This is a genomic window from Anabaena cylindrica UHCC 0172 (assembly GCF_034931625.1).
In the GTDB taxonomy this organism is placed as follows: Bacteria; Cyanobacteriota; Cyanobacteriia; order Cyanobacteriales; family Nostocaceae; genus Anabaena; species Anabaena cylindrica_A.
In genome coordinates this window covers 13439-37101 of the sequence record NZ_JAYGGY010000096.1, presented here as the reverse complement: position 1 = coordinate 37101, position 23663 = coordinate 13439, and the positions used below count along the sequence as shown (strand labels likewise).

Sequence of the window (23663 nt, the reverse complement as noted above, 5' to 3'; positions counted from 1 at the left end):
CTCACGGTCGTTGGCATACTGGAGGTTTCAATCCCTAATAGGGATTAAGAGAAATTGCAATTTCAAGCTACAACTATCGGATTTTTTAGCGGTATTAAGTTTCAATCCCTAATAGGGATTAAGAGAAATTGCAATAGCGGGAGGCTAGAAGCCTTGCTGTATTTGATTTTCAAGGTTCAGTTGCGCGGATGGCTTTATCATAGTCCATTTCAGGAATTGTGTCAAGAGTAAAAATGGCTGAAATCCTTGCTGTGTAAGGTGCGCGGATGCTTGAGTAGAAATAAAGCCTTATAAGTCTTGTGTAAACTTGATTTCAGCTATTTTTTCGGAAACTCATTTTTTAACACCCACCCAGCCGCGCAATTTCCAGCAAAAAACTCTGATTACTCCGTGTCTTTCGTGTTAATTTTGACCTTATTTGTACGATGCTTGGGGGGAGGGAAGCGATCGCTATCATTTTTATTCTACGAAGCGGTCTATGATGACCAAGGTTGGGACGGTCTACTACTTCTCTTAATATACAAGGTTGGGTTGAGGAACGAAACCCAACATTTCCTTGAATTTGTTGGGTTTCACTTCGTTCTACCCAACCTACTATTTTATTAACTGAGCATTTCTCCTTTGATAGGATGTACGAATGTGCATATAAGATGAGGAAGAATAAACTATGGAAACTGAGTATAATTTTAGTCAAGGTAAACGGGGTGCAATTGAGCCAACACCACCGGGAAAAACTCGTATTACAATTCGTCTAGATGATGAAATACTGGCATGGTTTCGTGAGCAAGTACACCAAGCAGGTGGGGAAATTACCAAACATTGATTAATGATGCCCTGCTTGAGTATATTCAACAACGCCGTGAACCATTAGAAGCAACGCTACGGCGAGTATTACGAGAAGAATTAGAACGAATAGGGAAATAAGAGCGTTCCTACAATTTGAATAATTTTGAATTTACAAAGGTAGGTAGTTTAAAATAGTTCGATAATACAATCTCTCAATATCTCAATCAACTCTTCTTTACTCACTTTATCATTAGCAACCTGTATTGTTAATTGATATGCTTCCTCTGGTGTCATGTTCAGTTCATAATCATTCATATTCAAAAACGTTATCATGACATCAAAAGCAGTTCGTTTATTTCCATCTACAAAAGCATGATTATTAGTAATATGAAACAAATATGCTGCTGCTTGTTCATAAATTGTAGGATGCAAAAGTTCTCCACCAAAAGTTGCTTGAGGTTGGTAAATTGCCGAATCTAATAAACCTTCATCTCGGATACCAAATGAACCACCATATAGGTTAATCTGTTTATTATGTATACTTAACACATCTTCTTTTTCAATAAATTTAGGACTATGCAAGTTTTCTATACACATAATCCCATTTTTCTGTAGATGCTAAAGAAATCAACATAGCTTCTGATTCTTGGGTTGTAATATCTCCTAAGTTAAAAGCATTAATCTCTTCTTCAGATAACGCGTTAACTTGTAAACTAGCTTTAATTAGTGATTGTATTAAGTGTTTCAGTGATTCTACAATAATGTATAGTTCATTTTTGATATCAAGTTCCAATTCACATCTAGAATTAATTTTAATTTGATTAAATATTTCCACAAAGTTTTTAGTCAGTTCTATTAATATTTCTATACTGTCTTTTTTTAATAATAAATACCAGTATATATCTACAATTTCTTTTAGAGCAAAATTGCATCTTACACAAAGTAAAACAGCTAATTGATCTTTGTTTACTTTTTCATTTAATGCCTGACGTAGTTTATTAAATCTATTCAATTTGTTACCAAATTTTCTATTTTCCTCACTAAGCTGACTAAGAGATAGTTGCCGATTATTAGCCAACTCAATCATTTCTGCAATTGCTTCATCTTGCGAATTAGCATTATTTAAGCATCTTTCTAGGACTTCTATCCTTTCCTGAATGCTGTCAATCATCTCCTGTGGGAATGTAAAGGTGTGCAGCATATTTTATCTGTAATTCCAATTCAGAAAATTTACTCGTTCCTAGATTTTACCTGGGAACGAGATCAGGACTATTATTTAATAATAACTTGCGGATTTCCGATGATGTACTGCTGTCACTGCATCTTGGTTGAACACTTTCCCATCATTAACAGTCGCATAAACCAACCAATGATCACTTGTTTCCATGCGACCTTGGACAGAACATTCCAGGTAAGCCAAAGCACCAGAGAGAATTACACCGCCATTACTAGCTTCTTCTGTTTCCAAGCCGGCAAATCTATCTTGTCCAGGGGCGTAAACCTTCATAAACTGCTTGCGTATTTCTCTCCCTTCAGCCAAGATATTGACGACAAATTGACTACCAGTGTAGGTCATTATTTCCATAGCCCGGTCTTTAGCTACCGCAATGGTTAAGCCAGGAGGGTTGAAACTAGCTTGTGTCACCCAAGATGCTAACATCCCTGTTTTCACTTCTCCTTGAGTAGCAGTAACTACACACAGAGAACCAACTATCCGTCCAACGGCTTGTTCTACATTAGTAGCGGGTTGTTTAGCTACAACAGCTTTTTTCGCGGCGCGTTTCAATGCTTGAGCGAAATCGGTTCCCGCTTCTTCACAGGTTTGTAAGGTGACTTCATTGGGTTTGAACTTGACGCGAATGGTGTCAAAACCAAATCTGTAACCTGCGTCTTTGAGTTTTCCTTCAATTAAATCAACCGCTTCTCCACTCCAACCAAAGGAACCAAAAACACCAGCTAATTTATTATTTGTGGCGGTAGAAAGAACAATTCCTAAAGCTGTTTGGACTGGTGTGGGTGCGTGTCCGCCTAATGTGGGAGAACCAATGAGAAACCCAGCGCACTTTTCCACTGCGGCTTTGATTTCTTCGGGTTCGGTAAATTCGCAGTTAATAGATTCGACACTAACACCTGCTTTGGTTATACCACGTGCGATCGCACCAGCTAATGTCGCAGTATTCCCATAAGCAGAAGCGTAAATCAAAGCCACCCTCATATCAGCGTTGGTTTGCTGTTGAATCCATTCTCTATAAGAGTGGGTAAGTTCCTGTAAAGCGTACCGCACCAAAGGTCCATGCCCATTAGCGTACAACCTCACTGGCAAATCTGCCAATTTATCCAAAGCTGTTTCTACTTGTCTGGCGTGGGGAGCCATGAGACAATCGAAATAATAACGCCTATCTTCGTTAAAGACTTCCCAACCTTCATCAAATACTTGGTCGCCACAAATATGCGCCCCAAATAATTTATCAGAAAATAAGATTTCTGTTTGGGGATCATAGGTGCAAAGTGCATCTGCATAACGGGGGTTAGGTGTAGGAATAAATTGCAGATGATGACCTTTACCTAAATCTAAAGTTTCTTCTCCCCGCATTACTAGAATTGGATTCTGATTTTCTAGGGCTTCATTTTCTAAAGCGGCACGCAAATTTATTGCGCCTGGATTTGAACAAACAAAAGTAATTTGTGGGGCAATTTCTAGTAAAGCTTTTAAAGTCGCTGCGCGGTTAGGATTGACGTGACCAAGAATTACATAATCAATAGCTTTAATATCAATCCGTTGTTGTAAAGCTGCTAAATAAATTTCGGTAAAAGTTTCTCCTGGTGGGTCAATCAAAGCGATTTTATCACCTTGAATTAAAAAAGAATTCGCTGTTGTCCCTTTAGCTAGAGCGTATTCTATTTCAAATCTTAACCGAGTCCAACTGCGCGATCGCAATATTGTTGTATTTGTGCCAATAGGGAGTATCTGCACATCACGGGGTTTAGTATTTTCTGACATGGTTTTAATTCTCCTTTTTTATATTTTTTGGGTATCTGTTTGTATTGTTTATTTAAACTTAAACTCTACGGTAGATTGGACGAGATAAAGCGCGACGGTATTCTAGAGTAGTATAAGCACCCAGAAGAGAAACTGGTAAGCGATTACCTAAAAGCTCAATAATTTTGGCATTGATGCTAGTAGCTGGAGTATCATCAGGAAGATTAATAAAAATAGTTCCAGCAGTAAAAGTTTCCGGCCAACTTCTAGGATCTGCAAGTCCTCTATCACGGGTAATAATAATGGCATCAGCCGTAACAGCCGCTTCCATAACTTCAGTATCAGGATGTCCACGCAAGCCAATGTCACGCACATCTTGTACAGTAAAACCAAGTGCAGTTATTTGAGATGCAAGAGAGCGAGGCATATTTTCATCAACCAGAAAGTTCAAAATTATGCTCCCAATGCTGTGACTTGAGTATTTTTCACCAAGTCTGTGGCGTAGCTAAGGGCAGCTTCCACTTGGGTTTGACTAAGTTCGTATTCTGCCATCACTTCTTCTTTGCTCATACCACCAGCCAAAGAACCAATAATGATAGAGATAGGAACACGAGTACCAGTAATGACTGGAGTACCTTGGTGTATGGCACTATCTACGCTGATATATGGTGAAATTTCCATAGATATCTTCTCAGTTTGCTTTTTATTTTATTGTGCCTGAAAATGTTGGCTAGGGAAGGGGATTAAATTCAAGTTTTTTATAGATTTCTAGTGAGCTTTATCCCCTAACTCTCTCTATCCTTAACAAAACATCCTCATTATTAAAGAGGTCATGATTTTTAATATTTTCATATTGCTAATCAAATACCTAATGGAACAGTCATAACTAACCAGTTTCCCGAAGCAAAATTTACATCTAATCGAGTATTGAAAAAGAAGCGAGATGCAAAGGTTTTAGCTAAATCGCTTAATTCTTGATTTTAGAGTTATTCGTTCCTTCGCATAATACCCCACCCCGCAAGCGAGGAGGGGAACAGGATTAGATACCGGCGATTTAATAGTGGTTTCCGACTTTGCGGTGGTGAACTGCTGTTAATGATTCTGGTTTAGAGACTCTACCGGCGTAGACGGTGCTGTATACTGCCCAATGATCGCCGCAGTCCATTCTGCTGACTACTTCGCATTCCATGTAAGCTAAAGCATCACCTAAAATGGGCGCACCATTTTCCGCTGGTTGGGTTTTTATTCCTTCAAAACGATCTGCACCGGGAGCGAATCGTTTTAAGAAGTGTTTCATCAATGGTTGATAATTGCCTTCTTCTAGTACGTTGAGAACGAAGCGATCGCCTACTTGCATGAGTGATTCGATCGCTCGGTCTTTGGCTACAGCGATGGAAAATCCCAAGGGTTTAAAGCTGGCTTGACTCACCCAAGAAGCTAACATGGCGCTAGATACATCACCTTTTTTGGCTGTGATGATATATAAACCGCCACTAATTCTCCCCAAGGCTTTATCTAAGTCAGCACCAAGGGATTTCATGGCTTTGATGCTTTTATCTCTTGTTACCCACTGTCCTAAGTCGGTTCCTGCTTCTTCGCACTTTTTGTAAATGTTTTCTGTGGGTGTTTCCCGAATTTCAATCACGGGGAAAGCTACATTTAAACCCGCAGCCCGAAATTGATTTAATAGGGGATAAGTTGGTTCATCATTTCCACCACCGGTTTCAAAAATCCCGATCGCTTGTTTTTCTTTGGCTGAACCTAAAACGGTGCTAAGTCCGGCTTGAATTGTGGCATTACCAGATGCTGGAGGCATTCCCACAACTATACCAGTACAGCGTCCTACAAGCTCCCGCAACTCTTGTAAATCAACTGCTCCACCCAAATCTATCATTTCCACCGCTACGCCCGTCTTAGTGATTCCGTTAGCGATTGATTGTGCCAAGCGATCGCTATACCCATACTCGGAAACGTAAAATATCCCCACTGGTGTTTCGGCTTTGGTTTGTCCTTGGCTCCAACTGCGATAAAGTCCGGTTAGTTCTTCGACATTGTGGTAGAGTAACGGCCCGTGTCCGGTAGCAATCATCTTGATGGTTTTCAATTCTGCCATGCGCTTCATCGCCGACAACACGGAACGAGCATTTGGCCCCATCAAGCAATCGTAGTAATATTTAAAATCTTCGGCAATTGCTGCTAAGTCATCGTCAAAGGTGCTTTCTGTGCAGTAATGCAAGCCAAAAGCATCGCAGGTGAAGAGAGTTTGGGTTTTGTGGTCAAAGCTGAAAATGGTGTCCGGCCAGTGTAAATTGGGGGCAATGACGAATTCAAATTCGTGACCATTACCTAAATCCAAGCGATCGCCATTTTTGACAATTCGGCGTTTAAAAGGTCGATGTACCAAATCTTCTAAAAACTGAATCGCTACCTTAGAACCAACTACAGTAATATCAGGAGCCATTTGCAGCAAATCTTTAACCAAGCCGCTGTGATCTGGTTCTGTATGGCTGATAATTAAATAATTTATCTCTTCAGGATTGATTAAACCCGTGAGTGTATCAAAATAGAGCTGACGAAACTTTTCGTGAGACGTATCGACTAAAGCAATTTGCTCACCACGGATGAGAAAAGAGTTGTATGTTGTACCATTTTGCAAACCAAATTCAATATCAAAGCGATCGCGATCCCAATCCAAAGACCTAATCGCCGTCGTATCTTCAGCAATTTCTACAGTCTGTATGGTGAGCCGTTTTTCCGGGGTTGGATTTCCCTGCCCTTCATGTTTATCAGTGAGCAATACCATAACTCCCCTCCTTGACAAAATGAGTATTTATTCCTCTTGCTTTATTGTGACACGGGTTGAATGTTAGTTTTTCTTAAAAAACCTATGGCTGACTTAAGAAACTTAAAACTGTGAACGAAAACCGTTGGTTAGCATTGATGATTGGTAACTCCCGCTTGCATTGGGCTTTGTTTATCAACCAAACTCTCCACTCAACCTGGCATACACCCCATATATCAGACTCTGATATACAACAGTTAGCTCAAACAAATACCTTTCCTCTCTCCCCATCTTCCTCTCTCCCCATCTTCCTCTCTCCCCATCTCACCATCACTCTCGTTTTAGCATCCGTAGTTCCTAGTCAAACACAACTTTGGCAAACTTACCCCAATGTCCGCTTAATCACTTTAAACAACATTCCTCTCCAGGGTATGTATCCCACTCTAGGAATTGACCGCGCCCTTGCTTTGTATGGAGCCGGCAAAAAATGGGGTTTTCCCATATTAGTGATTGATGCTGGCACAGCACTCACTTTTACAGGTGCAGATGCTAATCAGCGCTTAATTGGAGGCGCAATTTTGCCCGGTTTAGGTTTACAACTAACAACACTCGGTCAAAAAACCGGACAATTACCATTTTTAGAAATTAAGGAAATTATAGAATTACCTACACGTTTTGCCATTAACACACCAGAAGCAATTCAAAGTGGAGTAATTTACACATTATTAGCAGGAATTAAAGATTTTGTTGAATCCTGGTTGTCTTTATTTCCTGACAGTAAAATCGTAATTACCGGAGGAGATAGTAATTTGTTAAGAACCTATTTGCAAACTAGATTTCCAGACATAGCGGCAAGGTTAATTACCGAGAAAAATTTGATTTTTTTAGGAATGGAAAAAATCTTATTTGGGAATAGTTAATAAAAATATAAATTTTTAATGTCAGTAAATATAACAAGTTATAGATGGCATAGAATATAGATAGCAGTTTACACCTCATGAAATTATGCCTAAAACATTAATGATTGACGTTATTATGCAGCAGTTAGACGCTCTTTCTGTAGAGGAACTACTAGATGTTAGGGCAAAAGTTGATGCTTTGATTCACAATAAAATATCCTCCGTCTATCAAAATCAATCTAGCTTAGGCTTCACGCCCACTGCTATATGGTGCTATGTAGGGAAGGCACAACCCATATCAACTAACAGCATCGGAATGCCCTTCAAAATAGAACCAGTCAGCAGTACACAACAAGAAAATGATAATTCATTAGAAAAAATCATAGAACTTGTAGATGAATGGATGGCTGATGAATCAAATTATGATCAAGAAAACTATCCTCAGATCGAAGCTGCTTTAAACCAAAATAGGGTTTCACTGTAGCAGCAAAAATGAGTGAAATGACATTACCGTTTATCCAACCACCCAAAAGTAGAGTTGTATTGTTAGATACTCATCCATTGAGTAAAGTTAGCCATCCAAAAATAGATCCAAAAGTACAACAGTGGTTAAAATCTTTACGAGATAGTAAAATTGTAATACGTATACCAGAAATAGCTGACTACGAGCTTCGGCGTGAACTAATCAGAGAAGGAAAGAAAAAGAGTTTAGAGCGTCTCGATTCACTAAGCCAAATGTTTCTGATTCCCATAACTCCTGAAACAATTCGAAAAGCAGCAGAGTTATGGGCATGGGTAAGAAACCAGGGAAAGCCGACAGCAAGTAATGACAGTTTAGACGGTGATGTTATTCTTGCTGCTCAGGCAATTATTCAATTAAAGAGTTTTGATGAAGTCATAGTGGTGACAACAAATGTAAAACACATATCACGATTTGCAAGCAAAGGAATATTTGTCGCAGATTGGCAGCAAACTTTAGATAATGTTGTTTAAATGAATTTTAAATGATAGATTCCAGATTAAATCCAAAATCTAAAACTTTTATCATGCTAATGTTGTTAAACCATTTAAATAGTCTTGTAACTGGCGAGCATGGTCATGAGACATCTGTGGTTGAGGTAGGGAACTAGGAGCAAAAGCTTGAATTTGCAATACTTCTAAGGAGTCATTAACCTTCATTTCTCCTTGTACTTCAGCTTCAACTGCAACACAAATTGAATGAATTCTAGGATCTCGATCTGGTGCAGAGTAAACACCCACCAAACGCCGAATTTTCAATAACTCAAGTCCGGTTTCCTCCATTAACTCCCGACGGACAGCATTAGGAATATCCTCTCCCCAGTCCACCATACCACCCGGTAAAGACCAGCAACCATCATCTCTCCGTCGAATTAGCACAATTCGACCATCAGGTAAAATCGGAATAACACTAGTACCAGTAATGGGATGTCGGAAGATAATACCCAATACTGTTTGTCCAAGGTGCCATAAACTACGTATTGAATGGATCACTGGTGTAAAAAAAGCAAGAATGTTCAACCTTCAAATTTGTGTACTGTACTTTCTAGTTACCTAGTACGGAATATAGACATATGTAGCTTTAACAGAAGGATTAGTGCAGAATGACGAAAATAACTATCCTGTGAGAAAAGTTTAAAAAGCTGATAAAGCGTGCTTTTTACCTTCCTGCCTTCTGCCTTCTGCGTCCTTGCACTAGGATTGATAATCTAGGACTGCTATATGTTAGCAATTAAATTCAGAAAAATTTGCCGAAAAGCCGAATGTTTACCAACACTGTAAATATTTATTAATTTATCTATCCAAAACTGGGAATGTGCTATCTGAATTCTGTAGAACCATAAATTATTGCTAATATGAGAGTTTCTCACTATGAAGTTTGTCTGGAATGCAACTTTTGAAGCCATCTTTTGGGGTTGGAACTTAATATTTTTAATATTTGTGTATTTTGGGATAATGCCTTGGATAACTGTACCATTATTCCAAGCTACCTTACGGGGTGATATCCCGGTAGAATTTTCTCTAACTCTAGTTACTTTAATCGCTATACCCACAGTTTCTTCTATTATTGGTGGCAAATTTTTTATTAAAAAACCCCTACAACTCATTCGCTTATTTTATGGGGTAGAAGCACCACTATTTTTGTTGTGTTTGCTGCGTTTATTTGTAATTCGGGAATTGACACCTGCTAGTACTCAAATTCTCTCTACAATTGGTATCTGTATTGCAGCTTTTGGTGGAGAATTATTTTTTGGATATGCTTCTAGACGCAAAAGTATCCTGCAATGGGCGCAAATGTCAGCACATAGTTTAATGCTAATATTCGGCATCTATGCAGGTGTAATTTTGTTATTTTATGCCTTGCCTTTATCAGCATTTTTGGTGCAAGAGTTTGTTAAATTTGAGTGGCTAAAAGATTTATGGGATGCATTGACTCATGGTTACTGGTTTAGTGGATTTTGGTTTCTCAGTCTTTACTTAATTCTCTTTGCTTTTAGTGCCACTTTATTTATTTTTATGCCTTCAGCACTAGCAGCAATGTATATAAATTCTGGCAGTAGAATTTTACAAGCGTTCGCTAGAGATTACGGAATTAAAAAGGCTTTGGCTGGGGCTAGTGCTGTTCTAATTGCCTTTGTCATTACATTTGTATCCTTACAACAACAGCCTCAAGTATTAGCTTTTTCTCTATTGGCTAATGCTCCCAATAATGAGCGTAGTCGTCAAACTATTTTAGCTAAATCAAATCAAATTCGTGATGGTTTAGTCAACGCCTATTTATCTTCTTATCGCTATCTCAGTAGCAGAAAAGATAATAATCATGTCAGTGCTATGTATAAGTGGATAGGCTTAGATAAATCAGCGGCTAATAACATTCAAAATAGCTACAATTTGCTGATGTCACCATTTTTGTATCAAGGTTCAGAAAAAGATGTAAAAAAAGCTGAAAAACTTTATGCTGATTTTTTTGATACCCCATTACAAAAAGCCGAAAAAGTAGCAGTTACCCATGCTGTACAATCTACTTTTAATCAGCAAGAAGTGAAAGCTGGTTTATTAAATATCAACGATAAAAAAGTTTTGTTGGCATCACAACAAGTCACAGTTAAAGAACATGGTGATTGGGCTGATGTAGAGTTATATGAAGTTTACAAAAACCAAACTTCGGAAGTTCAAGAAGTTTTTTATTCTTTTTCTTTACCAGAAAGTGCTGTAATTACGGGGTTATGGTTGGGAGATACTAATAAACTATCTCAACGTTTCCCTTTTACGGTTTCTCCTCGCGGTGCTGCCCAAAAAGTTTATAATTCCCAGGTGAGAAGAGAACGGCCTGTAGATCCGGCTTTGTTGGAACAAGTAGGTCCAAGACATTATCGCTTGCGGGCTTTTCCTATTCCTCCTAAAAATGTGCAACAAATCCCAGAACAACCACCACGCGCTACGGAAATGCACTTATGGCTAACCTATAAGGTTATGGGTAAAGAACAAGGTTGGAAAATGCCAAATTTAGGGGAAAGACGCAATATTTTCTGGAGTCAGGACACTAAACGTATCCGCAATGGTAAAGGTTTTAATTTGAAACAGGATGCTTGGTTAGAAGAATTTATTCCTGCTAGTGATAAGATTCAACCTGGTCTGCATGAAGTAAATTTAGAAAATGGCGAGCATCGTATTGTCATCAAGCCTTTATCCCCAAAAGATTATTCTTTACCCAAAAGCCAACGCATTGCTTTAGTGTTGGATACTTCCCGCAGTATGGGTAGTCATATCAAGGAATTATCCCAAACTTGGAATTGGTTGAAACAGCAGGGTTTTGCAGATAAAAATTTAGCTAATAATGATGCTGATTTATATGTCACTGTCTCTAAAGGTGCAGCACCCAAAAGGCTAAATGATATCCAAGAATTTACAGCGGAAAAAACTACTTTTTACGGCACAATTCAACCCCAGGAAATGTTGTCACAGTTTAATCAATTGCGTGGTGACACAGCCTATGATGCGGTTTTACTGGTGAGTGATGAGGGGAGTTATGAGTTGTCACGCAATAACAAAACTATTGTTGCTTCACCTGCACCTTTATGGATAGTGCATTTAGGTGGATTACCCGCAGCCTACAATGATGGAATTATCAAATCTATCCAAGATACTGGTGGTGGAGTTTCGGAAGATATTGCGGAGGTATTGGGAAGAATTGCGACGAAATCAGCTTTAGGTGATGCTGTGGTGAATGTGGTAGATAATTATGCGTGGTATCTGCAAAAAAATGATGCAGCAGATGTGAATAAACCTCAACAGCCAGGAAATTTACAACCATTAGCCGCCCGACAATTGATTTTAGGGTTGAGTAAACAAATTAAGTTAGACAATATCAAAAGTTTAGATGCAATTCATGCGATCGCTAAAAAGTATGCGATCGTTAGTCCCTATTCTTCTATGCTGGTATTAGTTAATGATGAACAAAGACGCTTACTTAAAGAAGCTGAAGCCGCAAGCGATCGCTTTGACCGCAAAATAGAAAACGGGAAAGAAACCCTCACCAAACCCAATAATCCCTTTAAAACTAGCATTCCCGAATCCTCCAGCGGCTGGATGTTGATTGTTAGTGCAGCAGCATTATTTATTTTGGCGAAACGTCCAAAAATTAGAGAGTAGGAAATAGGGAAAAATCTGTGGTGTTGCTGAATTTATCTTGACATAGACTCCTCTAACACGATAGACTAGTATACTGTTTCAAGTATATTGATTTTCTGCACTAGGCTAAAAGTATATCAATAACATTCGGTAGCTGATTATTGCCTAGATGCCGATTTTTTTGTTGTTTATTCATGAGGTGAATATGGCCAAGCGCCGTAATCCGAAAAAAGAAAAGGCGCTACGGAACCAGGCGTATGCCAGAAAGTTTCGTAAACGGACAACGACAGGAAGAATGCAAAGAAGGTTCCAACAAAGACCACCTAAGAGTGAAGAAGAAGAAGGAACAGGAGCAGCAGCAGATGGGGCTGCTGAGATGAATTAACTGTTTAAATAACTACTCTTGAATTAATGTTTTATCTTCGGGCGTACATTTATTTTATTTGTACGCCCTTACTTATTTAGGGCTTGCTGATAGCGTGGTGTAAGCCATATAAGTCTTTTCGTTAGGGCTAGGAGTCAGGAGTCAGGAGGCAGAAAATCAATACAACTCAGTACTCAGTACTCAGTACTCAGTACTCGGTACTCACTACTCACTACTCACTACTCACTACTCACTACTCACTAAGTATTGACTTGAGTACGGGCTGTAAGGATAGCTTGCTTAACTTGGGCAAAACCAGTACCACCGTAGCTATTGCGGGCTGCAACTACTTGACGGGGGGATATTGCTTCATAAATATCGGCTGCAAATGCTGGGTGTATTTGTTGCCATTCTGCCAACGTTAAATCTTTGAGCAATTTACCTGCGGCTATACTGGTTTTCACAACTTTGCCCACCATGTTGTAAGCTTCTCGGAAAGGTACTCCCCGTGCTGCTAGATAGTCTGCAACATCAGTGGCATTGGAAAAGTCTTCTGTGACTGCTTGTGCAAGGCGTTGAGTGCGAAATTCTAAACCTTCCCGCAGTAAGATCGTCATGGCTTCTAAACAGGCTTTAACGGTGTTAACGCTGTCAAATATGCCTTCTTTGTCTTCTTGTAGGTCTTTGTTATATGCCAGGGGTAGCCCTTTCATAATCACCAACATGGCTTGGAGATGACCAAATACACGTCCTGTTTTCCCGCGCACTAATTCAGGAACGTCGGGATTTTTCTTTTGGGGCATGATGCTGGAACCAGTGGCACAGCTATCTTTGAGGGTAACAAAGCGAAATTCTTCTGATGACCAGAGGATAACTTCTTCTGAAAGACGGCTGAGGTGAACCATGATAATACTGGCTGCACAGAGGAATTCGATCGCAAAATCGCGATCGCTCACTCCATCCAAACTGTTAACATAAACATGATCAAAATCTAATAGTTTTGCTGTGTAGTGCCGGTCAATAGGAAAAGTAGTTCCCGCCAAAGCGCCACAACCCAAAGGAGAGATATTCACTCGTTTATAAACGTCTCCTAAGCGTTCCCCATCACGTTGTGCCATTTGAAAGTACGCCAACAGATGGTGGGCTAAACTCACTGGTTGAGCGCGTTGCAGGTGAGTATAGCCAGGAATCAGAGTTTCAACATTTTTTTCAGCTATTTCCAGTAATACAGTTTGAAATTCCCGTAAATACTGACGAATTTGGGTAATTTGGTCGCGGAGGTAGAGTCTGGTATCAGTACCTACTTGGTCATTACGAGAACGGGCTGTATGCAGCTTTTTACCAACATCGCCGACAATTTCTGTCAGTCGCTTTTCTACGGCAAAATGTACATCTTCCGCATCAATACCAGGCTGAAATTTGCCTTGTTGGTATTCTTGGCGGACTTGTTCTAAACCTGTAACTAATTGCTCTCCTTCTTCTGGAGAAATAATCCCTGTATGAGCCAGCATTTTGGCATGAGCTTGGGAACCAGTGATGTCATATTCTATGAGTTCAATATCAAAACTTATACTGGCATTAAAACGAGCGATTGCCGGATGTAGCGCGGATTCAAACCGCTGGCTCCAAGTTTGTTTTTCGGTCATAAATTTAGAAGGAAGAGGAAATAACAATTTGCGATTTTAGACTTTGAATCAGTATCAATCCAAAATCTAAAATCTAAAATTACCTTAACCGTAGCTAGTTAGACCTTTGAGCATATAACCAATAATCACACCAATCAATAATGCCCAGATTTGTCCAGTCTGGACAAAATGGTTCCAATTTCGTTGGATCTGACCCATAAGATCAGCATCACGAACCTGTTGAGCTAGGAAAGTTATATCTACAGGCAAATGCCAAAGTAACTGAGAGATTGAATCACTTATACTTAGGTGGTCCATATTTTCTATAGTCTAGTTGTGACAATTTACAGTAGCCGATGACATCTAAAGTTTAAGCGACATTACGCATTATTGACTCTCGGTTTCTATTTGATTTGTCAACTTTCATATTTCTGTGATGCCAAACTCAATTTTTCAGCAGTTCGGAGAATTTGTCCCGCGAGAACTGCTGCACCAAAGCCATTATCAATGTTAACTACACCTATACCAGCTGCACAAGAGTTAAGCATTGTTAATAAAGGTGCTAAACCCGAAAAACTTGCACCATAACCGATACTGGTGGGGACAGCAATCACGGGACAATCGGCTAAACCTGCAACCACACTAGGTAAAGCACCTTCCATCCCTGCTACCACAATTAATACTGAAGCAGAATCAATGACGTGACGATTATTCAATAACCGGTGAATTCCGGCTACACCAACATCCCAAAGACGCTGGACACGGAAACCAGAAAGTTCCGCTGTGACTGCTGCTTCTTCAGCTACGGGTAAATCAGCAGTACCAGCTGAGAGTATAGTAATTGTGCCGGTGGATCTTGGTTCAATGTTTTCTTGACGAATCGCACAAATTCGCGCCATTTCGTAGTATTGCAAGTCTTTGACCGTTTTTTGCAGTTCGGCATAAATTGCTGGTTGAATGCGGGTGGCCATGACTACAGAACCACGCTGACGCATGACTTCCATAATTTGAGTAATTTGATCAGGTGTTTTATCCTGTCCCCAGATCACTTCTGGAAAACCAGTTCTTAACTGACGATGGTGATCGATTTTGGCAAAGTCACCTACAGATTCATAATTCAAATCTTTGAGTGAGTCGAATGCCTTATCTGGGCTGATTTTACCATTGGCAACGGCTGCTAAGAGCGATCGCAAAGCTTCAGGTTGAGTCACAGCAATTTTTGGTAATTGGTAATTGGTGATTGGTAATTGGTAATTGGTAATTGGTAATTGGTAATTGGAAAAACTTTTACCCAGTCCCCAGTTACCTATTTTGTAATTTTAATTTCATGAATGTTCCAGAATGGGCCACCCAAGGCAGAATATTGGATTCCTGCAAAGCGATTTCTAATAGCTGCCATAGAATAGGAATTTACTAGGTAAATAAATGGTAAATTCTCCTGGGTTAATCGTTGACTTTCTGCATAAATTTCTTTAACTTTGGCTTCATCAAATTCTTGTGCGCCTTGAATATAAAGTTCATGAATCTTTGCTTCCCACGGTGAAACTTCCCAACCTTCTATTGGCTTTTGTCCTGCTTGTGGTTTCTGATTAAACATATGCAATCCACCTTCAGGAGACCACACATTAGCGCCATCATTTGGTTCTAAACCTCCAGTTAAACCCAATAAAGATGCTTCCCAGTCTAGAGTATTAGAAAGTTTGTCTATAAAAGTATTCCATGCTAAAGGTGTGAAATCGACTTGAATACCAATTTTGCTTAAGTCCTGTTTGATTTGCGAACCCATTGCTTCCCGAATTTTATTATCTGCATTAGTCAGCAAAGCGAATCTCACCCGATTTCCTTGAGCATCTTCTAATTGATTTTGGGAATTGTATTTAAAGCCGGCTTTGAGTAATAATTGCTTCGCTTTTTCTATATCATAATTGTAAACTTTTAACCCTGCTTCTTGAGAAAGATAATAGGGACTTTGGACAGAAATTGGAGAATCTTGGGTTTGTCCCAAGCCACGAAAAGTATTATTAATCATGGTTTGTCTATCAATAGCATAAGCTACTGCTTGCCGAAATTCTACACTATTAAACCAACGCGACTTGATGGGATCAATAAGAGGTTTACCGGCTCTTTTACCTTTATTTAAGTTGAAAAGTACAAAACTAGTACTAGTAGATGGTCCACCATTTTCAATTTTGAAATTACCTTGTTTTTCTTGTGTTTTCAATAAAGAGAAATAATCAGGAGAAACCCCTACCGCATCTAACCCACCAGAACGAAATTGTAATAAAGAGGTATCTGTTGATTCGACAATTTGCCAAACAATACGTTCAATATAAGGTTGGGAATTACCTTGAGCATCTTTGCGCCAATAATAAGGGTTACGCCGAAAAATTACACGTTGACTAGTATCATAACGTTCCAGTTTATAAGGCCCGTTCACAATTATTTGTTCAGGCGGAGTCTCTACACCCCATTTTGTCAGAAAAGTTGGTTTCCCATCTTGGTCTTTCTTTTTTACCGATTCTCGCAAAGCATGGGCGGGTAAAATAGCAGCACCTGCATTTTGTAGAAAAGGTCTAAAAGGTTCTGGTACGCTAAATTCAACTCGACGCTGATCAAGTTTTGTTACACTAGGTAGCTGGCGATTTTTGCCAATTCTTAAAATATCTCTAATATCTGTTGGTATGGCTTCATTCAAATAAATATCATTGTATGTAAATACAACATCATCAACTGTTAATGGCTTTCCATCCGACCATTTTAAATTATCCCGCAGAGTGAAAATAATTTTTAATTTATCATCAGAAACTTCCCATGACTCTGCTAAATTTGGCTCAAGTTTACCCGTGACTGGATTTTGGTTAATTAATCCTTCATAAGTGTATCCAAAGATATTAGGAGATTCAGAATTTAGCGCGTAGTTAAAAGTTTTGGGATCACTAAGAATACTAGTAACTAATTGGGGTACTTGAGCAGCACTGGTTTTTAATTTAGTTGGGTTACAAGCAGTAATTGATATTGCGGTAAATGCAATGATAGTTATTAATAAAAAAAGGCGTTTTATGTGATTGAAGATTTTTTTAGTTAATGTCATAGTTTCGGTAATTAAATAATTATTTTTAAGTTGATGAACGAGAATTAAACCAGCCGAGAAAATGCTGTGTGATTGTAAAATATTTAATTCCAGCATCGCGTAAAGCGTTTTTTACTTTAAGTTTATTAAAGTTGTGAATCCTGTCCTTTGGCAATTGCAATCAAAAAATTAGTTTCTATGTAAAGTATTGTCACCTGAATTTACCTGATAATTAAATTCTATATTTTATTCATCATTCTGCAAATAAGTATCTCCCCCTTCTAGTCTGGAAAATAATTCAATTTCTTTCAATTGTTTATATGCAGGTGGTGTTTCTGATTTCCAGTGATAAGCTAAGTCTCTTAACCAAGCTTCTATGAGCGTTTTCAAATAGAAAGAAAATATTCGGTTGCTTTTATCTCTAAAATCTCGGTCATAATGGCTAAGAATATCAGCAGTTTTTAATAAAGTTAAAGGTTCTAAAAATTTGCCATTCCTCCATTTAAAAATATTGATTTCTTCTAATTCAGCAAACATTGCAAAGCGAGTATCTTTTTTAGCATTTTGTAAATATAGCTTTGTTACTTGTGATAAATATTCTTCCTTCACATCTCCTTTTTGGAATTTTTTGGCTTGGACATCAACTAATAGTGCGATTTGCTTATTTTTGTCTAATAAAACAATATCTGGATGGGAAAGTAGAAATAAATTTTCTATTCCCTCCTGTGAATCAAATTGATTATTCCAAATACTAGAAATAAGTCTAATTTTGATTAATTCTTCGGGTTTATCTAAACTAAACATTTTCCCCATTCTCCTATTAATCAATTAATCATCTGTTACCAACAAAACCACAGCATAAGCACAAATACCTTCTTCTCTACCAGTTGGCCCCAATTTCTCATTAGTTGTAGCTTTAACACCAATTTGATTTGGTTCTACTTCTAAAACTGCTGCTAACTTATCCCGCATTTTAGAAATATGTGGTTTTAATTTAGGACGTTCCGCAACAACAACAGAATCAATATTTCCTATTTTCCAACCTTGGTCACGAATTAGCTGATGTACTTGGTTTAATAGTACAAGACTATCAGCCCCAGCCCATTGAGGATCTGTTGGAGGGAAATAATGACCAATATCCCCTAAAGATAAAGCGCCTAGCATCGCATCCATAATGGAGTGAGTTAACACATCAGCGTCACTGTGTCCTAACAAACCCAATTCATGGGGAATGTGAATGCCGCCTAAAATTAAAGAGCGATCGCTCACCAATCTGTGAATATCGTAGCCGTTACCAATTCTGATTGTCATAGTTATTAGTCATTGGTCATTGGTTATTAGTCATTAGAAAAAGGCGGTTATTCTTCCTCTTCTCCCCTGCTCCCCCAGCTTTTTCTTCCTGTCACCTGTCACCTGTCCCCTGTTTCTTCTCCTTTTCCCATTGTTCCAGCAAATCGGGACGGCGGGAAGCTGTACGTTGAATTTGTTGTTGGAAACGCCACTTAGCAATTTCCGCATGATTTCCACTCAGCAGCACATCTGGGACTTTCCAACCCCGAAAATTGGCTGGACGAGTGTATTGGGGAAAGTCCAATAACCCTTCTTCAAAACTTTCGGCTTTGAGAGATTCCACCTTACCCACCGTTCCCGGTAGCAGACGCACCACTCCATTCAGCAAAGCCATAGCGGGAATTTCTCCACCAGTCAGAATAAAATCACCCAAAGACACCTCACGAGTCACTAAATTTAGCACTCTGTCGTCCACCCCTTCATAATGTCCACAAATCACTATCAATTGGTCGTAATTGGTTGCCAATTCGCGCAACAGAGGTTGATTTATGGTTTGACCTTGAGGACTCATTAAAATCACTTCTGGGCGTGGTAAAGTCGGCAGCGACTCCACAGCCGCAAAAATGGGATCAGGCTTCATCAGCATCCCTACACCCCCACCGTAGGGTTCATCATCGACCTTGCGATGCTTATCAGTCGTAAAATCCCTAGGATTAATCAGATGCACTTGGGCAATCTGTTTGGTTAGGGCTTTACTCAAAAGACCAGAACTCAGAACCGAGCTAAAACAGTCAGGAAAAAGCGTAACTATATCAAAACGCACAGTAATTCGTATTCAAGGACACTAAACTAAGATTTAAATATCTAGCCAACAAAAGCAGCCAAAGAGAGGTAAGACCATAGAGAAACTTAATCAATAGTATCTAAAAGTACCAGAAGTATATATTTTTTGGTGCGATCAAAAGTTTTTCTAATTACTTAATTTATGTTTAAATATTGTCACAACTAAATTTAAATTAATAATCCAACCAAAGTTAACAACTTCCAGGATGCATCGAGCCATCCTCAGAAATAAGAGTGTCAAGACCTGCTTGCCCCAAATCGGATAAATCTAGCCCCTAGTACTATTTTACCAATCTGGAACAAGTGGATAGGTAAAAAACAAGGTTCTGGCGAAGAGGAACAGCAACGGACACATGAAAACTGAGGCATCGTGTGCGTTAAATGAGAAGTTGGAGAGAAGGTGAGACAGAACTGAGGTACGGTAAGCCAGCCCCAGATGACTGCCTTACCAGCACCCTTCCAGGGAAGCAAGCCACTTGGTAGCATCTCCGATAGGAGAAGAGTAGCAAAAGGGCTTTAGCCACTCCACACTTATCAAAAGTGTCCTCTCAAAAAAGCAAAGGGCGAAAATCAACAGGCTAGTAAACCTTGTTAAATTCACCTGAAGTTGTTGACCGGAGAAACACAATGCAGCAATTAAAAGCTAAATCGCTGGAAATGAGGACACCCCAAGCAACTAAGACCGCTGTTCTAGTTATCGGAGGCGCAGAAGACAAAGTTCACGGACGCGAAATCCTGCGGACTTTTGTTGCTCGTGCCGGTGCTAGCAAGGCGTATATTACAATTATTCCATCAGCCTCCCGCGAACCGGCCATTATTGGTGGTCGGTATATTCGCATTTTTGAAGAAATGGGTGCTGAAAAGGTTGAGATTTTAGACATTCGAGAACGGGAACAATGCGAAAATCCACAGATTAAAGAATCCCTAGAAGCCTGTACAGGGGTGTTTTTAACTGGAGGGGATCAATTACGCCTCTGTGGTGTCCTGTCAGACACACCAGCAATGGAAATCATCCGGCAGCGGGTAAGGGCTGGACAATTGACTTTAGCAGGTACAAGTGCGGGAGCAGCAGTGATGGGACATCACATGATTGCTGGTGGTGGGAGTGGTGAAGCACCCAATCGTTCCCTAGTTGATATGGCAACGGGTTTGGGATTTATTCCTGAAGTTGTAGTTGATCAGCATTTTCATAACCGCAATCGTATGGGGCGGTTAATTAGTGCGATCGCAGCACATCCCGATCGTCTAGGCATTGGCATTGATGAAGACACTTGTGCCGTATTTGAACGTGACGGTTGGTTACAAGTCATGGGCAAAGGCAGTGTGACAATTGTTGATCCCACAGAACTAACCCATACCAATGAACCTCATGTTAGTGCCAATGAACCCTTAACAGTACATAATTTACGCCTACATATCCTCAGTTACGGAGATCGTTTCCATCTTTACCAACGGACTGTTTTACCTGCTGTACATCGGATCTCCAGCTGACGGTATAGAGTATCTGAGGTTACACTGACTTGACCGCGCCTTTATTTCTTACTCCCACCAGATTTAAACAATTACTATCTGAAAAGAAAAAACTGTTTGTAATGAACAGTTTAGCGGTCAATTCCAGTAAGAAACTAGAATTTTGGTTCCGAATCTCCATCTACCTATTCCCATGAGAATCCTCAAGATCCAGACCTTACGCGGCCCAAACTACTGGAGCATTCGACGCCATAAACTGATCGTCATGCGCCTAGATCTCGAAAACCTGGCTGAGATGCCCTCAAATGAAATCTCCGGCTTTTATGAAGGATTAGTTGAGGCGCTGCCAAGTCTGGAGGGTCATTACTGCTCTCCTGGCTGTCGTGGTGGTTTTCTGATGCGGGTACGAGAAGGCACAATGATGGGTCATATCGTAGAACACGTAGCTTTAGAACTCCAAGAATTAGCTGGAATGCACGTAGGTTTTGGCCGCACCCGTGAGACTGCCACACCTGGAATTTTCCAAGTAGTGATTGAGTACCTAAATGAGGAAGCGGGACGTTATGCCGGACGTGCAGCAGTACGGCTATGTCAAAGTATTGTTGATCGGGGTCGTTATCCCAAGGCAGAACTAGAGCAAGATATCCAAGACCTGAAAGACTTCTTGCGTGAAGCTTCTTTAGGACCTTCTACAGAAGCCATTATCAAAGAAGCAGAAAAAAGAGGTATTCCTTGGATGCCCTTAGCCGCACGCTTTCTGATTCAGTTAGGCTACGGTATCAACCAGAAGCGAATGCAGGCCACAATGACCGATAACACAGGCATTCTCGGCGTAGAACTAGCCTGTGATAAAGAAGCCACTAAACGCATCCTTGCTGCTAACGGTGTACCTGTCCCCAGAGGTACAGTCATCAACTTCCTGGACGACTTGGAAGAATCTATTGAGTATGTTGGCGGTTATCCCATCGTGATCAAGCCCCTAGATGGCAATCATGGACGCGGTATCACCATTGATATCCGCAGTTGGGATGAAGCTGAAGCAGCCTATGAAGCAGCCAGACAAGTATCCCGCTCTATTATTGTTGAGCGTTATTATGTCGGACGTGACCATAGGGTACTAGTAGTAGATGGCAAAGTTGTCGCAGTAGCTGAACGGGTACCGGCTCACGTAATTGGCAATGGCCGATCTTCCATTAGTGATCTGATTGAAGAAACTAACCAAGATCCCAATCGCGGAGAAGGTCACGATAACGTCCTCACCAAAATTGAGCTAGACCGTACCAGTTACCAATTATTAGAAAGGCAAGGCTACACCCTCAACAGTGTGCCACCCAAAGGAACAATTTGTTATCTACGGGCAACCGCTAACCTCAGTACAGGTGGTAGTGCTGTAGACCGCACTGACGAAATCCACCCGGAAAATGTTTGGTTAGCCCAACGGGTAGTGAGAATTATCGGTTTAGATATTGCCGGCTTGGATATTGTTACCTCGGATATTAGCCGCCCTCTTAGGGAAGTAGATGCTGTAATTGTGGAAGTTAACGCCGCTCCTGGCTTCCGTATGCACGTCGCTCCCAGTCAAGGCACTCCCCGTAACGTTGCTGGTGCAGTCATGGATATGCTGTTCCCCAACGAAAAACCCAGCCGAATTCCCATCCTCAGCATCACAGGTACTAATGGCAAAACTACCACAACCCGCCTGTTAGCACATATTTATAAGCAGACAGGCAAAGTAGTAGGTTATACGACCACTGATGGCACATACATCGGTGATTATTTAGTAGAAGCTGGAGATAACACTGGACCCCAAAGCGCCCATGTGATCCTCCAAGACCCAACTGTTGAGGTAGCTGTACTTGAATCGGCTCGTGGCGGCATTCTTCGCTCTGGCTTAGGTTTTGAATCTGCTAATGTGGGTGTGGTGTTGAATGTAGCCGCAGATCATTTAGGTATTGGTGATATTGATACCATCGAGCAGTTAGCTAACCTGAAAAGTGTAGTTGCAGAAGCTGTATACCCTGATGGCTATGCAGTTCTCAATGCTGATGATATCCGCGTTGCCGCTATGGCAGAAAAAACTAAAGCCAATATTGCTTACTTCACCATGAACCCAGATTCGGAATTGGTGCGAAAGCATATCCAAAAGGGAGGAGTAGCAGCAGTCTATGAAAATGGCTATCTGTCAATTGCCAAAGGAGATTGGACACACCGTATAGAAAGAGCCGAAAATATCCCCTTAACAATGGGCGGAAAAGCGCCATTTATGATTGCCAATGCTTTAGCCGCAAGTTTGGCAGCATTTGTGCAGAATGTGACGATAGAGCAAATTCGGGCTGGCTTAAAGACTTTCCGCGCTTCAGTTAGTCAAACACCAGGACGAATGAATTTGTTCGATTTGGGTAAATATCACGCTTTGGTGGACTATGCCCATAATCCTGCTAGTTATGAAGCTTTGGGATCATTTGTGCGTAATTGGACGACTGGACAGAGGATTGGTGTCATTGGTGGTCCTGGCGATCGCCGTGACGAAGATTTTGTAACTCTGGGTAAATTATCAGCAAATATCTTTGATTACATTATTATCAAAGAGGATGATGATACCAGAGGTCGGCTACGCGGTTCGGCTGCTGATTTGATCACTCAAGGCATTACTCAAGCCAAGCCTAATTGCCGCTTTGAATCAATTCTCGATGAAACCCAAGCTATTAACAAAGCCTTAGATATGGCTCCTGATGGTAGTCTGGTGGTCATTTTGCCAGAAAGTGTTAACCGGGCGATTAAGTTAATTAAGGTGCGGGGTGTACAGGAAGAAATACAACCACAAAACTCAACGACAACAATTAACGATTCCCAAAATGGGGTAGCACCTTCTTCTGTGGTCAATACGCTACTGTAGTCCACAGT

General features: G+C 40.3%; 22 protein-coding genes. 8 read left to right on the top strand and 14 right to left on the bottom strand.

The window, feature by feature from the left end; genetic code table 11:
* Positions 1-667: 667 nt before the first annotated feature.
* Complete coding sequence (locus tag VB713_RS28305; protein WP_416242469.1) at positions 668-823, top strand: BrnA antitoxin family protein; 156 nt, start codon at positions 668-670, stop codon at positions 821-823.
* Between the two features lie 149 nt (positions 824-972).
* Here VB713_RS28305 and VB713_RS21570 read toward each other — a convergent pair whose 3' ends face one another.
* The 6 genes from VB713_RS21570 to VB713_RS21545 form a co-directional block, all read right to left on the bottom strand.
* Positions 973-1383, bottom strand: a complete 411-nt coding sequence (locus VB713_RS21570; protein ID WP_416242468.1) for a type II toxin-antitoxin system death-on-curing family toxin — start codon at positions 1381-1383, stop codon at positions 973-975.
* The gene (locus VB713_RS21565) at positions 1361-1987 is read right to left on the bottom strand and encodes a hypothetical protein (RefSeq protein WP_323313555.1); all 627 of its coding nucleotides are present in this window, start codon (positions 1985-1987) and stop codon (positions 1361-1363) included. The genes VB713_RS21570 and VB713_RS21565 overlap by 23 nt, the downstream gene beginning before the upstream one ends.
* Before the next feature lie 75 nt (positions 1988-2062).
* Complete coding sequence (locus VB713_RS21560; RefSeq protein ID WP_323313554.1) at positions 2063-3787, bottom strand: diflavin flavoprotein; 1725 nt, start codon at positions 3785-3787, stop codon at positions 2063-2065.
* 58 nt (positions 3788-3845) lie between these two features.
* The gene (locus VB713_RS21555; RefSeq protein ID WP_323313553.1) at positions 3846-4217 is read right to left on the bottom strand and encodes a DUF5615 family PIN-like protein; all 372 of its coding nucleotides are present in this window, start codon (positions 4215-4217) and stop codon (positions 3846-3848) included.
* A 2-nt stretch (positions 4218-4219) separates the two neighbouring features.
* Entirely contained in the window at positions 4220-4447 is a 228-nt protein-coding gene (locus VB713_RS21550; protein WP_323313552.1) for a DUF433 domain-containing protein, read from the bottom strand.
* A gap of 373 nt (positions 4448-4820) precedes the next feature.
* A complete protein-coding gene (locus VB713_RS21545) occupies positions 4821-6569 on the bottom strand; it encodes a diflavin flavoprotein (RefSeq protein WP_323313551.1) in 1749 nt (582 codons plus the stop codon).
* A 110-nt stretch (positions 6570-6679) separates the two neighbouring features.
* Here VB713_RS21545 and VB713_RS21540 point away from each other — a divergent pair, with 110 nt between their 5' ends.
* The 3 genes from VB713_RS21540 (at position 6680) to VB713_RS21530 (ending at position 8440) form a co-directional block, all read left to right on the top strand.
* Positions 6680-7468, top strand: coding sequence for a pantothenate kinase (locus VB713_RS21540; protein ID WP_323313550.1), 789 nt, complete (start codon positions 6680-6682; stop codon positions 7466-7468).
* A gap of 85 nt (positions 7469-7553) precedes the next feature.
* A complete protein-coding gene (locus VB713_RS21535) occupies positions 7554-7931 on the top strand; it encodes a hypothetical protein (protein WP_323313549.1) in 378 nt (125 codons plus the stop codon).
* Positions 7932-7939: 8 nt separating this feature from the next.
* Positions 7940-8440, top strand: a complete 501-nt coding sequence (locus tag VB713_RS21530; protein WP_323313548.1) for a type II toxin-antitoxin system VapC family toxin — start codon at positions 7940-7942, stop codon at positions 8438-8440.
* A 51-nt stretch (positions 8441-8491) separates the two neighbouring features.
* Here the strand turns inward: VB713_RS21530 and VB713_RS21525 are convergent, their stop codons facing one another.
* Positions 8492-8986 carry an NUDIX hydrolase gene (locus tag VB713_RS21525; protein ID WP_323313547.1) on the bottom strand — a complete coding sequence of 165 codons (495 nt, stop codon included), beginning with the start codon at positions 8984-8986 and terminating at the stop codon, positions 8492-8494.
* A 351-nt stretch (positions 8987-9337) separates the two neighbouring features.
* Here VB713_RS21525 and VB713_RS21520 point away from each other — a divergent pair, with 351 nt between their 5' ends.
* Positions 9338-12118: a TIGR02921 family PEP-CTERM protein gene (locus VB713_RS21520; protein WP_323313546.1), complete on the top strand. Its 2781-nt coding sequence runs from the start codon at positions 9338-9340 to the stop codon at positions 12116-12118.
* Between the two features lie 184 nt (positions 12119-12302).
* A complete protein-coding gene (locus VB713_RS21515) occupies positions 12303-12482 on the top strand; it encodes a hypothetical protein (RefSeq protein ID WP_323313545.1) in 180 nt (59 codons plus the stop codon).
* Positions 12483-12721: 239 nt separating this feature from the next.
* Here the strand turns inward: VB713_RS21515 and argH are convergent, their stop codons facing one another.
* The 7 genes from argH to trmD form a co-directional block, all read right to left on the bottom strand.
* Entirely contained in the window at positions 12722-14107 is a 1386-nt protein-coding gene (gene argH, locus VB713_RS21510) for an argininosuccinate lyase (RefSeq protein ID WP_323313544.1), read from the bottom strand.
* 84 nt (positions 14108-14191) lie between these two features.
* Positions 14192-14404, bottom strand: a complete 213-nt coding sequence (locus tag VB713_RS21505) for a hypothetical protein (protein ID WP_323313543.1) — start codon at positions 14402-14404, stop codon at positions 14192-14194.
* 98 nt (positions 14405-14502) lie between these two features.
* On the bottom strand, positions 14503-15297 hold the full coding sequence (gene larB / locus VB713_RS21500; protein ID WP_323313542.1) for a nickel pincer cofactor biosynthesis protein LarB: 795 nt from the start codon (positions 15295-15297) through the stop codon (positions 14503-14505).
* Between the two features lie 95 nt (positions 15298-15392).
* Positions 15393-17177 carry an ABC transporter substrate-binding protein gene (locus VB713_RS21495; protein ID WP_323313577.1) on the bottom strand — a complete coding sequence of 595 codons (1785 nt, stop codon included), beginning with the start codon at positions 17175-17177 and terminating at the stop codon, positions 15393-15395.
* 225 nt (positions 17178-17402) lie between these two features.
* Complete coding sequence (locus VB713_RS21490; protein WP_323313541.1) at positions 17403-17960, bottom strand: hypothetical protein; 558 nt, start codon at positions 17958-17960, stop codon at positions 17403-17405.
* A gap of 24 nt (positions 17961-17984) precedes the next feature.
* Positions 17985-18467 carry a 2-C-methyl-D-erythritol 2,4-cyclodiphosphate synthase gene (gene ispF / locus VB713_RS21485; RefSeq protein ID WP_323313540.1) on the bottom strand — a complete coding sequence of 161 codons (483 nt, stop codon included), beginning with the start codon at positions 18465-18467 and terminating at the stop codon, positions 17985-17987.
* 91 nt (positions 18468-18558) lie between these two features.
* Positions 18559-19269 (bottom strand): tRNA (guanosine(37)-N1)-methyltransferase TrmD, encoded by a 711-nt coding sequence (gene trmD, locus VB713_RS21480; RefSeq protein ID WP_323313539.1) that lies wholly within the window; start codon positions 19267-19269, stop codon positions 18559-18561.
* Positions 19270-19916: 647 nt separating this feature from the next.
* Between trmD and VB713_RS21475 the strand changes: the two genes are divergently transcribed.
* Entirely contained in the window at positions 19917-20780 is an 864-nt protein-coding gene (locus VB713_RS21475) for a cyanophycinase (protein WP_323313538.1), read from the top strand.
* Between the two features lie 172 nt (positions 20781-20952).
* Positions 20953-23655 (top strand): cyanophycin synthetase, encoded by a 2703-nt coding sequence (cphA, locus tag VB713_RS21470; RefSeq protein WP_323313576.1) that lies wholly within the window; start codon positions 20953-20955, stop codon positions 23653-23655.
* The last annotated feature ends 8 nt before the right edge of the window (positions 23656-23663 follow it).

What these genes read in the sequence shown, in the direction of transcription:
- VB713_RS21490 (WP_323313541.1), bottom strand. Translation starts at nt 17,960, where the DNA reads ATGTTTAGTTTAGATAAACCCGAAGAATTAATCAAAATTAGACTTATT.
- VB713_RS21565 (WP_323313555.1), bottom strand. Translation starts at nt 1,987, where the DNA reads ATGCTGCACACCTTTACATTCCCACAGGAGATGATTGACAGCATTCAG.
- argH (WP_323313544.1), bottom strand. Translation starts at nt 14,107, where the DNA reads ATGACCGAAAAACAAACTTGGAGCCAGCGGTTTGAATCCGCGCTACAT.
- VB713_RS21515 (WP_323313545.1), top strand. Translation starts at nt 12,303, where the DNA reads ATGGCCAAGCGCCGTAATCCGAAAAAAGAAAAGGCGCTACGGAACCAG.
- VB713_RS21545 (WP_323313551.1), bottom strand. Translation starts at nt 6,569, where the DNA reads ATGGTATTGCTCACTGATAAACATGAAGGGCAGGGAAATCCAACCCCG.
- VB713_RS21560 (WP_323313554.1), bottom strand. Translation starts at nt 3,787, where the DNA reads ATGTCAGAAAATACTAAACCCCGTGATGTGCAGATACTCCCTATTGGC.
- VB713_RS21550 (WP_323313552.1), bottom strand. Translation starts at nt 4,447, where the DNA reads ATGGAAATTTCACCATATATCAGCGTAGATAGTGCCATACACCAAGGT.
- VB713_RS21505 (WP_323313543.1), bottom strand. Translation starts at nt 14,404, where the DNA reads ATGGACCACCTAAGTATAAGTGATTCAATCTCTCAGTTACTTTGGCAT.
- VB713_RS21495 (WP_323313577.1), bottom strand. Translation starts at nt 17,177, where the DNA reads ATGACATTAACTAAAAAAATCTTCAATCACATAAAACGCCTTTTTTTA.
- VB713_RS28305 (WP_416242469.1), top strand. Translation starts at nt 668, where the DNA reads ATGGAAACTGAGTATAATTTTAGTCAAGGTAAACGGGGTGCAATTGAG.
- VB713_RS21475 (WP_323313538.1), top strand. Translation starts at nt 19,917, where the DNA reads ATGCAGCAATTAAAAGCTAAATCGCTGGAAATGAGGACACCCCAAGCA.
- VB713_RS21535 (WP_323313549.1), top strand. Translation starts at nt 7,554, where the DNA reads ATGCCTAAAACATTAATGATTGACGTTATTATGCAGCAGTTAGACGCT.
- cphA (WP_323313576.1), top strand. Translation starts at nt 20,953, where the DNA reads ATGAGAATCCTCAAGATCCAGACCTTACGCGGCCCAAACTACTGGAGC.
- VB713_RS21520 (WP_323313546.1), top strand. Translation starts at nt 9,338, where the DNA reads ATGAAGTTTGTCTGGAATGCAACTTTTGAAGCCATCTTTTGGGGTTGG.
- VB713_RS21570 (WP_416242468.1), bottom strand. Translation starts at nt 1,383, where the DNA reads ATGTGTATAGAAAACTTGCATAGTCCTAAATTTATTGAAAAAGAAGAT.
- ispF (WP_323313540.1), bottom strand. Translation starts at nt 18,467, where the DNA reads ATGACAATCAGAATTGGTAACGGCTACGATATTCACAGATTGGTGAGC.
- VB713_RS21530 (WP_323313548.1), top strand. Translation starts at nt 7,940, where the DNA reads ATGAGTGAAATGACATTACCGTTTATCCAACCACCCAAAAGTAGAGTT.